Source organism: Anaerosinus sp. (assembly GCF_965318445.1).
The window spans coordinates 1-12,651 of the sequence record NZ_CBDNNH010000017.1; the positions used below are offsets into that span (position 1 = coordinate 1).

Sequence of the window (12,651 nt, forward strand, 5' to 3'; positions counted from 1 at the left end):
ATATAGGAGAGTACATATTATGGATGGAACAATTCGCAGTAATATAAAAATAGGTGCAAGTGTTATGGTAGTACAGAAACAGGATCAGAGAACAGGAAAGCTTACTCAGGGAATCGTTCAAAGGATACTTACAAATTCACCGAACCATCATCGCGGGATAAAAGTAATGCTTGAAGGTGGTATTGTTGGTCGGGTAAAAAGTATCCATTGATTTCGGTATAAAGGGGAAGTAATTGTATATGAATGTTCAGATATTTGGGACAGCAAAATGTTTTGATACAAAAAAGGCACAGCGTTATTTTAAGGAACGGAACGTTAAATTTCAATTCATCAACTTAAAGGAAAAAGCGATGAGTAAGGGGGAATTTAATAGTGTAAAGCAGGCAGTCGGTGGCCTGGATGCTATGATTAATGTGGAGTGTAAAGATCAAGATACGGTAGCATTAATCAAATATATTACCGAAGAAGCAAAAGTATTGGAAAATCAGCAGGTATTAAGGACTCCGATTGTTAGGAATGGCAGAATAGCGACCGTTGGCTATAGCCCGGAAGTATGGAAAGAATGGAACTGAAAATTCTGCCTAAACTTGGTGTGTCAAATTAATATTTCTGATTTTATATTTTTCGAAATATATGCTTCGCTTCCAACAGCAAAAATGCGATTTGGGAAAATTGCTTTAGATATAAGATAAGGCGTTAAGACTTTTTGGTCTTAGCGCCTTTTTCGTATGGAAAAAAGAACTATTTTGGTAAAATAGTTTAATGTAGAGATTCTTTTTTTATTAGAGAGATTAAACCTTCCGTTAATAATGTATTTAATAATGAAGCAAGACTTTCTGGCGAAATAGGCATCTTTTTATCGTACCAATTAACAAGAGATGAAATAATTGCGCCTAAAGAAAAATCGCATATAATATCAATTCGAGGGTCATTATTATCTAGATTAAATTTGTTAAATAATAATGGTTTAAGCGCATTTTTATATTTCGTTGAAAATGCAGGGTCACCGTTTGGACCAAGTAAAATACTCAAATAATATCCAAAATGCTCATAAGTTTCAGCTGCTTTGATAATATTATCTTTAGATTCTAAATTGTTGATTGCGATATCTAGATATGCAATCAGTTCATTAATAAGCTTATCTTCTGCATATTCTAGTAAATTATCAATATCAGTAAAATACTGATAAAAGGTACAACGATTATAGCCAGCTAAGTCTGTAATCATTTTTATTTTAATTTTAGAAAATGTGTTTTCGTTATATAATTTCCAAAAGGATTCTAATAAATTTGCTTTAGTTCTTTCACTGGTATCAGATTTTTTTTGCATATTTTATACCTCCATAAATCCAACATTTACGCTTATATCTGTCGGTTGATAAATAAAATTATCAATGTTAAAATTATTATACAACATGTTGTTGGATTTTCAAAGGCGAAGAAAAAGGGAGGATTATTATGAATTACTATAGAGATAATTGGTTCTATTTGACTATTATAGTTTTTATCGGTTTATCATTCTATATGGGCTTTTGGGGAGATGGACTGAGTTATATTCAAAAAATTCTCATGTTTAGCTTCATGTCATTGCTAGTTCATCAATATGAGGAGTATGTTTTACCAGGTGGTGCACCAATTATTATTAATAAGATTTTTTATGGAGAAAAAGAAAATTTCCGTCGTTATCCAGGAAATATGAAATCAATTATGATAGTAAATACATCAGCGTATGTTGTCTATATTTTAGCTATTATATTTCCAGAGCTTATATGGTTGGGGTTAGGAACAATATTTTTTAGTTTGTCACAATTTTTTGCTCATGGGATAAAAATAAATTACGGGATGAAATCTTGGTATAATCCAGGATTAGCAAGTGTTATTTTTCTTTTTATTCCAATAAGTATTCACTATATGGAGTTTGTTGTTAGAAACCAACTGGTAACAGGAATAGATTGGCTTTATGGAATTTTAATTTTTTTTGTAGCAAGTATTTTGACGATTATTTTCCCAGTTCAGAGATATAAAGAAGCTAATTCTCCCTATGAAGTGCCACAATGGCAGGTTGATGCTTTTGAGAAAGTAAAGAGGGTTGCTTCTTTGAAATGTAATAAAAAGTAATCATAGTTTTTTTAATTCATAAAGAGAAAGGGAGTATCATGAGAGTTATCATAAGACACTTTTACAATATTAGTGCATTTATTGGAGGAATTTGTGTTATTTTTGCTGTTGTTTTTTGGCAAGAATTAAGCCTGCTTCAAAGGCTTGCACTTTTAAATTTTGCAGTCATTAATTTTCATTTTTTTGAAGAGTTCGGATTTCCAGGTGGATTTCCAGCCTTTGCAAATACTATGTTTGCATGTAAACATAGCCCAGCCCCTGACCGTTATCCTCTAAATCAGTTATCTGCTTGTCTCACAAACTGGGGAACTGCGATTGTATTATATTTCCCCCCTATTTTCTTTCCAGATGTTATTTGGTTTGGGCTAGCTCCCATTCTTTTTGGTGGAGTAGCTCAACTTATTATGCATGGTTTATATAATAATCTCTTGTTAAAAAGATGTTATAATGCAGGGCTAATATCAACTCTATTTGGTCATTTTCCGATTGCGATTGTTTATATAAATTATATTGTGATGAATGATATGGCAACAATTTGGGACTGGATCATTGGTATAGCTATTATGGTTATTTGGTATGTTGTTATTGTTCGAGGAATATTTTTGAAGGGCTTTGGTGATATAAATTCACCTTATCCTTTTGAAAAAGTAGAGATGGAACGTTTTAAAAGATCAAAGTAATAGACGTTCTAATGTGGAAAATACAATTAAATAATTTATTTATATTTTTAACGAGCTTCATTTTTAAGAGGGCTGTTTTGTTTACATTGAGTAAATATACGAGTTTAGAATTCGCTTTAATATAAGATTGGGCGTTAAGGCTTTTTCTTCAAATATAACTAATTTAGGAATAAACATGATATTATCACCTTTACGATTATAGATAGAAAAGTAGCAGTAAAGTACATTTTTTTGAATCCATTATGATTTTTCTTAGTTTTATCATATAGTTTGAGGTTTATCCAAAGTTTAAAATTGTGTGAGATCTGCATTCCCTAGCGAAGATGCAATTTGCGAAAATTGTTTTAACTATATAGATTAGGTGTTAAGATCTTTAGTCTTAACACCTTTTTGTATTTTAGAAGAAAAATGTTATACAGAAAGAAAACGTGTGTATAGATGTGGAAGGTGATTCCTAATCATAAAATTATTGTGTATAATGCGGGAAAATATAATGATTAGTAATTAATAGAAAAGAGTTGCCTGATAGATTATAAAGCAATACAATGGAGGAAGTATTTTCTATATGGAAGATTATACGAGGAGGTTCGTTGATGTCATTGGGAAAATCGACAGTAATAATAAAGATAGGGGCTCTTTTACTAATAGGATTGTTCATTCTGATCATTTATGTTAGCAATCCAAAAATTTTTACTGGGTTGTGGCAAGTTCTGATTAGTGGGAATATGCAGGAAACGATAGAATATATTAAATCATTTGGCAGTTTGGCAATGATAGTTAGCTTTTTTTTAGGAGTGCTTGTAAATCTTATAGGTTTTCCACCAGCTGTTATTTTTTCGGCAGCAAATGCATTAGTTTTTGGTATATTTCAGGGAATATTGTTGTCTTGGATAGCTGAAACAGTAGGAGTTACTTTAAGTTTCTTACTATTAAGATTTCTATTTCGGGATGTAGCTGAAAAAATTATTGCTCAGCATGCTTCATTAAAAAGAATTGATTCGTTTAGTGGTAAAGATGGATTTAAAGTTATGTTGATTGCGCGAACCTTGCCGTATTTTCCATCAGGAGTTTTAAATGCTTTGGGAGCGGTAAGCCAGATTACATTATTTGATTATGTGTTATCTTCGCTAATTGGTAAATTGCCATCAACTGCTTTAGAAGCGATGATTGGGCATGATGCTTTAACAGCAGGAGAAAATCCGAAACGATTGCTGGTAGGGGTTAGTGTAACAGTTATTTTAATTGTTGGTTATTGGCTGTATAATAATCGAAAAAAGAAGGTTAAAGTGAAGTTCACTTCTTCTTGTAGAATTAGCAATATGAACGATGAAGAGAATTCAATTGCAATAGATGAAAAAGCAAAGCAAATAGAGGAAGACAAAGTAAAAAAACTATAGGCGGTATTTAGGACAGTCTAATTTTACATACACTTAAGCTCTCTTATTCCCATATACTATTTCACGATTAACTAGTGATTACTAAAGTGGGATGAGAGGGGACAAAATAAAATGAAGTGGTTGATTATTTTAGGATTTGCAGTATCATCTAGTATTGATAATTTAGGCGTAGGTTTATCTTATGGAATAAGGAACATTCGTATAAATTGGCTTTCTAATTTAATTATTGCTGCAATCTGTTTTATATTTAGTTATTTTGGGATTTTATTTGGTTTATGGATAGCTGATATATTGCCTGGTTCTTTGCCAGATATAGTTGCTGCATTTTTGTTGTTTGTCATTGGAATACGGATTATTTTAATGACTACTCCGAGAAAAAAGAAAAAACAAAATTTACAAATAGAAGAGAAGCAGGATGATAAAAGTTATTTTGAGCAAATTTTAAGTAAGCCGGAAATTGCCGATTTAGATAGGTCTAATGAGATAGGAATACTAGAGTCAATAATTTTAGGCTCAGCCTTATCGGCAAATGCTCTTACGAATGGATTAAGTGCTGGTTTAATTGGTTTATCGCCATTTGCGATATCGCTTACAGCAGCTGTCGGAAGTTTGCTTACGATTTCATTAGGAACTAATTTAGGAAAGAGAATGTCTGATGTTCATATTGGAAGATTTTCTTTAGGGGAGTTTGGAACATTAATTAGTGCACTGATTATCATTTTAATTGCTTTGGAAACTGTTTTTTACTAGATGTATGGTTCCAGGTTTGTTTATTGACAATGATCTTTACTATATCGTGAGAAGTTTAGTATAAGCTGGTTTTCATCAGTAAGCATGCAATAATAAAATGGGCTGTTACACTAAGAATTAGTACAACAGCCCCATTTTATTATTGATTCTATAACGGATATCTTTATCTATATTTTAAATAATCCAAAAATTTTTTTACTGCCAATGAGGCAGTTTTTTTATTGCATAGAGCAATTGCGATATTTCTATATGCAAGAATATCAAGTTTTTTAGAAGAAGTTTATAGGGAGTACGCTTTAATATTAATTGTGGTAGAATGCTGATTCCTACAACGCTTTTTGCAAAGGGCAATAGTTTCAATCCATCAGAGGTTAGTTTTATACCCAAGCGACTACGTTTGAGCTGTGATACGTTCCATTGGAGCGAATGAGCTACAGATGAAAAAACGGTCAACGAGTATAAGGTTAAAAGAAGCGGCAGCAGTTGGACAATGTAGCATTATATACTTATATGATAAATTTTTTAATAATTATGATAAAACGATTGCACAGATTTTGTTGAATGCGGAAGATATGGAAAATGAGGAGAAAAAGGAAAATTTAATTAATAGCTTAACGCATTACTTGAAATGAAAATTATTCCAGTTGCAAATGAAAATGATTCAGTAAGTTATATTGAAATTGAGCCAGAGGATAGCTTGTTTGGAGATAATGATATGCTTTCGGTTGTGGTTGCAGTACTGCGCAGGGCGAAAAAACTTATTATTTTATCTGATATCAATGGTTTTTATAATAATGATCCGCGCCTTTATCCAAAGGCAAAATTAATAGAATGCATCACAAAGATAGATGGAAATATCTTATCTCTAGCTGGAGATGCTAGTTCGCGGCGCGGTACAGGTGGCATGAAAACGAAAGTGCAAGCAGCGGAAATGGTAACTGTACCGGGAAGTTTTATAAATAAAATTATTTCAATATGGTATTTTAATGTATGTAACAAAAATGCAATTTTAGAAATTTGCTTAAAAGGTAAAGATAGGCGTTAAGAATTTTTGTCTTAACGCCTGTATAGTAACGATGAGTATATTAGTAAAGGCTGATAGAACATAAATTTAAAGCTTCTCGTTTCGATTACTAAAAATGTAATACATAATGCAAAGAATGATAGACAAAGTTGTTGCAATAGGGGATGCAAGCCCTATTTCGAACATTGTGACACCCTCTACTTTACTCATAAAATAAGAAAATGGGATACGAATTAAAAATGCGGCAAGCAGACCTTGTATCATGACAAACATTGTTCTGCCACAACCATTGAAATATCCCATAAAACAAAATAGGATCGAAACGAGAATGCAGTCAATAGCATACGATTTCATATAATCGGCACATGCTTCAATTACGTCATTGTCAGTTGAAAAAATTCCTGCTATCAAATTTCCATGGAAGAAAGCAATATAAAACATAATAAAGCCGAAAATTAGAGAAGTTGCCATGCCGTAAAACATAGCAAGCCTAGCTCGCTTTGGTTTTCTTGCTCCGATATTTTGCGCTGAAAATGCTGAAATGGCAGACATGTAGGCTATAGGAATCAACATGATAAAGATTACAATTTTTTCACTTACTCCTACGGCGGCTGATGCAACGAGACCTAGCACGTTTACAATTGCGGTAATAATCAAGAAAGAAAGATTGGTAAGTGCATCTTGTAGTGCTATTGGAGAACCAAGTAATAATATTTTTTTGGTTTCATTTTTATGAAAGCTAATATGCTTTTGGGAAAAATTAAAGGGGAGTTTTTTTCTTTTAATTATCATAATAGATAAAATAACACTTAGTGCTTGTGCAAGCACAGTAGCTATAGCGGCTCCGGCTGCATCAAGTTTAAAAAAACCAATTAAAAGTAAATCTCCTAAGATGTTTACTATGCATGCGATAATAACAAAAATTAATGGAAGTTTGGAATTGCCAAGGCCTCTAAAAATACCACTAATGACATTATACGCTACAATAAAAATTAAACCTGATGAGCAGATCATTGTATATTGAACAGTTTTTTCAAATGCTTCCATAGGTGTATTAAGAAGTGTGGCTAGAGGACGGGCGAAAATTAATAATAGTATAGTCAAGATTATTGCGATTGCTGTAAAAATACAAATGGATGCTCCCATCGTTTTTGCAGCGCGAGATTTATTTTGAGCACCTATTTTTTGCCCCAGCAACACAGTAGTACCCATTGTTAAACCTGTGATAATTCCTGTAATAGTTTGCATAATTTGACCGCCAGTAGCAACTGCAGACACGCCAGAAGCATCGCCAAACTGGCCTACAATTATTAAATCAACAGCGCCATACATAGCTTGAAGAAATATGGCGCACAAAATCGGTAAAGAAAATTTAAGCAAAGGTACAAGAATAGCACCTTCAGTAAAAGTATTTTTTTGCTCCATTTTTTATCCTCCTAAAATAAAAAAAGCCGGATAAAATACCGGGCGATCCCCCGACATCTTATCCGACTGTTGTAATTGCGATTACAAGCCTCCGATGAACGTAAGAAATAGTATCATAATAAAATTTAGTTGTCAACTATAGCTTTGTTTTGTTAATTACAATGCGATATAGGTTTGGCAATAAAATAAAATTGATATTTTTTAGCGTAAAATACCATTAAATAAATATTAAGTACAAATTATGACAAAATTTTTAATTTAAAAGGAGTATATTGAAGTTGTAGCAAAATATTTCTTAGGGAGGCAAAAAAATGAAGAAAACGAAAAAACTGGTTTCATTTATCCTTGTATTTGCCATGGCGATAGGCATTGCCACTTGTACACAGGCAGCATCTCGTGAAGAAATCGCTAATATTCATGTATCAAAAGCCGGAGATTTTAAGTATTGGGCGGATAATTCTCCAGCAAAGCAGACTCTTGTTAACTATGTTAAAGATGTTACAAACAAAAAAAGTGCTAATTTTATTCCTGTTGAAGACAGAATTGCAGTATTCGATTTGGATGGTACACTAATCTGTGAAACTACACCATCTTATTTTGAATGGATGATGTACTTGGACCGTGTATTAGATGATCCTACATATAATGCTTCTCAGGAAGATAAAGATTATGCTAAAGTTGTAAAAGCTGCAATTGATGCAAGACATCTTCCAGAAGATATGGAACTTAAAGAAGCTATTGCACAATCAAAAGCATTTGCAGGAATGACTTTCCCCGAATATGAAAATTATGTGAAAAAATTCATGGAAACTCCTGCTGAAGGATTGACCAATTTAAAACGTGGAGAATCTTTCTATTTACCAATGGTAGAAGTTGTTTCCTATCTCCAGGCAAACGACTTCACTGTTTATATCGTATCTGGTAGTGATAGACCTGCGTTACGTATTTTAGTTGATGGTATTATGAAGATTGCGCCAAATAATGTAATTGGAACGGATGCTGATATTCTTGCATCTCATCAAAATGGAAAAGATGGACTTGATTATGTTTATGCAAAAGACGATCAAATTATCCGTGGTGAGTTCTTACGCAAAAATGTAAAAATGAATAAAGTCTCTAATATTGCACAAGAAATTGGTAAACAGCCAGTATTAGCATTTGGTAATAGCAGTGGTGATGCTAGTATGTTCCAATATACGATAATAAACAATAAATATAAGAGTGCTGCATTTACACTTCTTTGTGATGATCTTGATCGCGAACTTGGCAACCAAAAGAAAGCTGATTCAATGGCAAAGAGTGCAAAGGAAAATGGATGGGTAGCTATTTCTATGAAAAATGACTTCAAAACAATTTATGGACCTGAAGTTAAAAGAGCTGCTGCTCAATAATAAAAATAAAAAGGTGATAAATCTTAGTAGAAAAGAGAACTTATTCTGAATTTGAGAAGGTTGAGTTCGATAAAATATCCTGTTCTTGTATGAGAACAGGATATTTTATTTGCTGTAGAAATAATATTTTTATTTTTATTTTAATTTTTAATAAAGAAATATTTATTATGTATGTAAATGAATAAGTTAAGTTCGTCTTAATGAAGATCAACGGTACTTTATTCAAAAATTACTCTAAACTTTTTGATTTTTTCCGTAAATAGCATGATAGGTTGTGTATACTTGATCATCTTTAGAGAACGTATCTTCATAATAAGTGAGCATATCTGTCATAACTTTTTTATTAACAAGAACATGGTCTGCTTGTGAAGAATTATTTGCACCAATTTTTTTTATGCTTCGTAAAAAATCTTTAGGAGAAGGAAAATATTCTGTATAGAATTTTTCTTGATGCGTGGAAATGAAACCTATGCTAGTGGAAATATTAATGAGTTCATTCATTTTGGAAAAAGAAGGTCCGATAATATAGTTTTGTTTTATCTGATTTTTTTGATATGCATAGGTAAAAGATTGACTGAGCTCGATAAAAGTTTTAGGCCCAAAGGTAGAATAGATTAAGTACCCATTGGGATTTAAACATTCGAAAAAACGTTGAAATGTTTGATTATAATCTGAAAACCATTGAAAAACTGCGTTAGAGATAATTAGATCATATTTTTTATCGGTTGAAATTTTTTCGCCATCTAAAATAGCGTAAGTAATATTTTGATAGTTAGATAATTTGTATTTGGCTGATTCAAGCATATCGGGAGAAATATCTGTGGCTAAAATATTCGCATCTGGAAATTTATCAGCAAGAATTTTTGTTAAATATCCAGTTCCACACCCAATTTCTAAAATTTCGTAATTTGATTTCTCTTCTAACAAATCATTTAGGACCAATGCCATTTTCTTTTGTACTTTTGCATATTCATCATATTCTTTAGCAGCTTTTGAAAAATGTTTGGTAATGATATTTTTGTTTAACATTTAAACATCCTCCTTGCCTTGCGAAAAAAATATTTTCTCGCAAGCTTTTTGCTGTGTCAGAAATGGAATATGACCGCAAGTGGGTAGTAAGGTAAGCTCAGCATTAAATAAATGTTCATATAAATATTTACCTGCGTCGACAGGACATATTTTATCAGAGGTTCCGTGAATAATTTGCATAGGGATTTTTATCTCCTTTAAAATATTCCGTAAATCTTTTTGCAATAAATATTGTAAATTTTCTTGTAGGTTATCTATATTGCTTACGAGCATTGCTGGGGATTGCTTTTGGATAAATTCTTGTTGAAAAGATTGTTCTTCGATCGAAAACATTAACTTATAAAATTCTTTTTGTGCAGCGATGGAATTTCTATGTATTTTTCTAGACAAGTTTTTTACGATAATTTCATTTAGGCCACAAGGATATGTTTCGTCTTGAACAAATTTTGCAGTTGATGATATTAGAATAAGCTTTTTTATTTTTCTTGGATGTTGATGCGCAAGTTCTAAAGCGAACATCCCTCCTAGAGACCAACCAATTAATGTTAGCGGATGAGAAGATTTTTTGTAAAGATGATAAAGCTGATGTTCTAAGTCGGAAAAACTTTTGTGCAAAGAGACATCATAAAAATTACTATTTTGTCTTAAGTTAAGCTTAGACCAGATTGTTTGATTCGTTGCCCAACCATTAATAAATAAAACCATAGAAATCCTCCACAAAAATACAATTTATTAGTTAACTTATTTTAAATCGTAGTTAACGAAAAGATTGTATCATTTTATTATGCGAGATGCAATGCAGGGAGCTTTACATTTTGATATAAAATTTTAAAATTATTTTAGATAATTAAAAGGAGATGGCTAAATGAAAGTTAGACCAAAATTTGCAGCGGTATTGATTGGGGTGATGATAGCAATATATGGGCATATTGCTTATGGTGCTGAATTAAATCAACTTGTTAATTCTACAGCTAGCATGATTTGATAAAAGCAGAAAAGAAATAGTTCCTGCAATTTATGAAACTTCGGGGTAATGTTTTTGGTGAAAAAAGATAAGAAAGAAGGTTATTGTAATATAGATGGAACAGGTGTATTACCAATAGAATTTGATGAAGTTCCAGATGGTTATAATGGTTTTATTTCTGCAAAGAAAGATAATAAATGGGGATTTATAGATAAGACAGGAAATATGGTTATAGAACCACAGTATGAAGAAGTAGGTCGTTTTTTTAATAAGTAATGAAAAATCCCATAGAAATAATAGGTTGAATTCAGTATGCTTATTATAGAGGATAGTAAAAAAGTTATGATAAAATAGTAAAATCCGTTAAGATGAAACTCTTAACGGATTTTACTATTTTGGAGAATATTTAAAATGAAACAAGAGGTTGGGGAATTTTAATCGACCTAATACTAAAAACATTATTAAAAATAATCCGAGAAGTACGGAGTTTGCTGTTCTATTGCATCTTCTAGCATATCTATTGTTTGAGGCGTACACTCGATTCGACCAATTTTGTGCAGATAATCTGGTCGTTTATATCCTAACAGCATAGTTGTTAAAGTTTGAATATCAATTTTATCATGACACTTTTTCAATGAACGACGAGTAGATCCCTTACCATTTTTTGAAATTTTAAGTGTGAAGGTTCCTTGATTCCATGAAAGCAATGGATCGTGTAGTGTAAAAGTCCATTCTCTATCTATAATGGAGGTTTTGAAGGGATAAAGTTGAATGAATTGTTCAAAGTCAACGATTCTTGCCATAAAATAAGGAGAAATCGTTTCCTTGATATTTGCATCTTCTAACAAAAAAGCTAAAGGCTCATCTGTAAAGGTGTTTCCTATAACTTTAGAAATCATTGAGAAATGTGCACCAATAAAATTCCACAAACCTAATCGAGCATCTTCATTTAGAAAAATAATATCTTTGATATGAAATATATCATCGGCAATCCAATAGATTACATACCCGTCTGGTTTTTCATCTTCATTATAGTATATTGCTGCCATTAAGTCGTCAGAATCCCATAACCAATACTCATTCCAGGCGAGGTCGTCTCTTAATAAAGCGCCGTGAGTTTGATAAGCAAATCTATGATAAGCTTCTTTTAAGCTGTCGCTATCTGTGGATACACGACGGACATCTCCGCCGACTTGTTGTCTTTTGGGAAGCTGGTAATCGCAGATTTCATAAGTGATTTTATCAGAGATAATTTCCCAGCCTTTTCTTCGATAATATGGGATAGAATATGGATATAAATAAGAAATAAATTGTTTTTTATTTCTCATTTCATTTAAGACTTGATATAACAATTTATGCATTAAGCCTTGATTAGAATATTCAGGATAAGTCCCCACGCCTGTTAATCCACCCATATCATAAGTGCGATTAAAAATACGAACTTTCATAGGATATACCGCGACTTGGGAGATGAGGGTATCTCTATCAAACCAGCCTAAAACATTTGCTTTTTCCAATGTGGGAAATTTGGCCAGTTGTATGTCCTTTTCCTCCCAGCCTATTTTATTAAGATCATTTTCTGTAACTTGAAAAACATATCGTAGTAATTGGTTGTATTGTTCAAGATGTTCGATACTGACCTTTTTCATTTTTAAATTTTTTTTCTTCATTCTATTACTCCTATGATAAAATACATGAAATACTTTAATAGTATTTCACAGCAATATTAAAATAAAACTTTATCTTACGATAAAGTTTTATTTTAAAAAGTAACTACTATAGAGCATGGAATTATCAAACTAAAAAGGCTTCGGAGAAAAATTAAGACTATAGATTTTTTAAGAAACTTTTATAGAGGAGAATGATTACCGATT

General features: G+C 32.0%; 15 protein-coding genes. 10 read left to right on the forward strand and 5 right to left on the reverse strand.

Going from position 1 to position 12,651, the window contains the following annotated elements; all coding sequences use genetic code 11:
* Both ACWZFG_RS07740 and ACWZFG_RS07745 read left to right on the forward strand, forming a co-directional pair.
* Window positions 1-211, forward strand: a 211-nt coding sequence (locus ACWZFG_RS07740; RefSeq protein WP_455577357.1) for a YwbE family protein, incomplete at its 5' end; no start/stop codon positions are given.
* A gap of 28 nt (window positions 212-239) precedes the next feature.
* On the forward strand, window positions 240-572 hold the full coding sequence (locus tag ACWZFG_RS07745) for an arsenate reductase family protein (protein ID WP_455577358.1): 333 nt from the start codon (window positions 240-242) through the stop codon (window positions 570-572).
* A 187-nt stretch (window positions 573-759) separates the two neighbouring features.
* On the opposite strand, the gene ACWZFG_RS07750 is transcribed toward ACWZFG_RS07745, so the two are convergent.
* Window positions 760-1,329 carry a TetR/AcrR family transcriptional regulator gene (locus ACWZFG_RS07750; RefSeq protein ID WP_418627348.1) on the reverse strand — a complete coding sequence of 190 codons (570 nt, stop codon included), beginning with the start codon at window positions 1,327-1,329 and terminating at the stop codon, window positions 760-762.
* A gap of 128 nt (window positions 1,330-1,457) precedes the next feature.
* Between ACWZFG_RS07750 and ACWZFG_RS07755 the strand changes: the two genes are divergently transcribed.
* The 6 genes from ACWZFG_RS07755 (at window position 1,458) to ACWZFG_RS07780 (ending at window position 5,989) form a co-directional block, all read left to right on the forward strand.
* Complete coding sequence (locus ACWZFG_RS07755; RefSeq protein ID WP_418627349.1) at window positions 1,458-2,117, forward strand: HXXEE domain-containing protein; 660 nt, start codon at window positions 1,458-1,460, stop codon at window positions 2,115-2,117.
* A gap of 38 nt (window positions 2,118-2,155) precedes the next feature.
* The gene (locus ACWZFG_RS07760) at window positions 2,156-2,797 is read left to right on the forward strand and encodes an HXXEE domain-containing protein (RefSeq protein WP_418627350.1); all 642 of its coding nucleotides are present in this window, start codon (window positions 2,156-2,158) and stop codon (window positions 2,795-2,797) included.
* A 593-nt stretch (window positions 2,798-3,390) separates the two neighbouring features.
* Complete coding sequence (locus tag ACWZFG_RS07765) at window positions 3,391-4,194, forward strand: TVP38/TMEM64 family protein (RefSeq protein WP_455577359.1); 804 nt, start codon at window positions 3,391-3,393, stop codon at window positions 4,192-4,194.
* Between the two features lie 111 nt (window positions 4,195-4,305).
* Entirely contained in the window at window positions 4,306-4,944 is a 639-nt protein-coding gene (gene ytaF / locus ACWZFG_RS07770; RefSeq protein WP_455577360.1) for a sporulation membrane protein YtaF, read from the forward strand.
* A 404-nt stretch (window positions 4,945-5,348) separates the two neighbouring features.
* Window positions 5,349-5,576: a hypothetical protein gene (locus ACWZFG_RS07775; RefSeq protein ID WP_455577361.1), complete on the forward strand. Its 228-nt coding sequence runs from the start codon at window positions 5,349-5,351 to the stop codon at window positions 5,574-5,576.
* Window positions 5,573-5,989: an amino acid kinase family protein gene (locus ACWZFG_RS07780; RefSeq protein WP_455577362.1), complete on the forward strand. Its 417-nt coding sequence runs from the start codon at window positions 5,573-5,575 to the stop codon at window positions 5,987-5,989. Before ACWZFG_RS07775 ends, ACWZFG_RS07780 begins: the two co-directional genes overlap by 4 nt.
* Before the next feature lie 66 nt (window positions 5,990-6,055).
* On the opposite strand, the gene ACWZFG_RS07785 is transcribed toward ACWZFG_RS07780, so the two are convergent.
* Entirely contained in the window at window positions 6,056-7,393 is a 1,338-nt protein-coding gene (locus tag ACWZFG_RS07785) for an MATE family efflux transporter (protein ID WP_455577363.1), read from the reverse strand.
* Window positions 7,394-7,704: 311 nt separating this feature from the next.
* On the opposite strand from ACWZFG_RS07785, the gene ACWZFG_RS07790 reads away from it, so the two are divergent.
* Window positions 7,705-8,784 (forward strand): HAD family hydrolase, encoded by a 1,080-nt coding sequence (locus ACWZFG_RS07790; RefSeq protein WP_455577364.1) that lies wholly within the window; start codon window positions 7,705-7,707, stop codon window positions 8,782-8,784.
* 234 nt (window positions 8,785-9,018) lie between these two features.
* On the opposite strand, the gene bioC is transcribed toward ACWZFG_RS07790, so the two are convergent.
* Both bioC and ACWZFG_RS07800 read right to left on the reverse strand, forming a co-directional pair.
* Window positions 9,019-9,813 (reverse strand): malonyl-ACP O-methyltransferase BioC, encoded by a 795-nt coding sequence (gene bioC / locus ACWZFG_RS07795; RefSeq protein WP_455577365.1) that lies wholly within the window; start codon window positions 9,811-9,813, stop codon window positions 9,019-9,021.
* The gene (locus ACWZFG_RS07800) at window positions 9,814-10,518 is read right to left on the reverse strand and encodes an alpha/beta fold hydrolase (RefSeq protein ID WP_455577366.1); all 705 of its coding nucleotides are present in this window, start codon (window positions 10,516-10,518) and stop codon (window positions 9,814-9,816) included. It lies immediately after the preceding gene.
* 337 nt (window positions 10,519-10,855) lie between these two features.
* On the opposite strand from ACWZFG_RS07800, the gene ACWZFG_RS07805 reads away from it, so the two are divergent.
* Window positions 10,856-11,053, forward strand: a complete 198-nt coding sequence (locus tag ACWZFG_RS07805; RefSeq protein ID WP_309320370.1) for a WG repeat-containing protein — start codon at window positions 10,856-10,858, stop codon at window positions 11,051-11,053.
* 185 nt (window positions 11,054-11,238) lie between these two features.
* Here ACWZFG_RS07805 and ACWZFG_RS07810 read toward each other — a convergent pair whose 3' ends face one another.
* Window positions 11,239-12,447, reverse strand: a complete 1,209-nt coding sequence (locus ACWZFG_RS07810; protein WP_418626896.1) for a GNAT family N-acetyltransferase — start codon at window positions 12,445-12,447, stop codon at window positions 11,239-11,241.
* Between the last annotated feature and the right edge of the window lie 204 nt (window positions 12,448-12,651).

Bases quoted from the DNA above. Each gene is read 5' to 3' on its own strand.
- ACWZFG_RS07790 (WP_455577364.1), top strand. From the start codon at position 7,705: ATGAAGAAAACGAAAAAACTGGTTTCATTTATCCTTGTATTTGCCATG.
- ACWZFG_RS07765 (WP_455577359.1), top strand. From the start codon at position 3,391: ATGTCATTGGGAAAATCGACAGTAATAATAAAGATAGGGGCTCTTTTA.
- ACWZFG_RS07800 (WP_455577366.1), bottom strand. From the start codon at position 10,518: ATGGTTTTATTTATTAATGGTTGGGCAACGAATCAAACAATCTGGTCT.
- ACWZFG_RS07745 (WP_455577358.1), top strand. From the start codon at position 240: ATGAATGTTCAGATATTTGGGACAGCAAAATGTTTTGATACAAAAAAG.
- ACWZFG_RS07780 (WP_455577362.1), top strand. From the start codon at position 5,573: ATGAAAATTATTCCAGTTGCAAATGAAAATGATTCAGTAAGTTATATT.
- ACWZFG_RS07760 (WP_418627350.1), top strand. From the start codon at position 2,156: ATGAGAGTTATCATAAGACACTTTTACAATATTAGTGCATTTATTGGA.
- bioC (WP_455577365.1), bottom strand. From the start codon at position 9,813: ATGTTAAACAAAAATATCATTACCAAACATTTTTCAAAAGCTGCTAAA.
- ACWZFG_RS07810 (WP_418626896.1), bottom strand. From the start codon at position 12,447: ATGAAGAAAAAAAATTTAAAAATGAAAAAGGTCAGTATCGAACATCTT.
- ytaF (WP_455577360.1), top strand. From the start codon at position 4,306: ATGAAGTGGTTGATTATTTTAGGATTTGCAGTATCATCTAGTATTGAT.
- ACWZFG_RS07755 (WP_418627349.1), top strand. From the start codon at position 1,458: ATGAATTACTATAGAGATAATTGGTTCTATTTGACTATTATAGTTTTT.
- ACWZFG_RS07785 (WP_455577363.1), bottom strand. From the start codon at position 7,393: ATGGAGCAAAAAAATACTTTTACTGAAGGTGCTATTCTTGTACCTTTG.
- ACWZFG_RS07750 (WP_418627348.1), bottom strand. From the start codon at position 1,329: ATGCAAAAAAAATCTGATACCAGTGAAAGAACTAAAGCAAATTTATTA.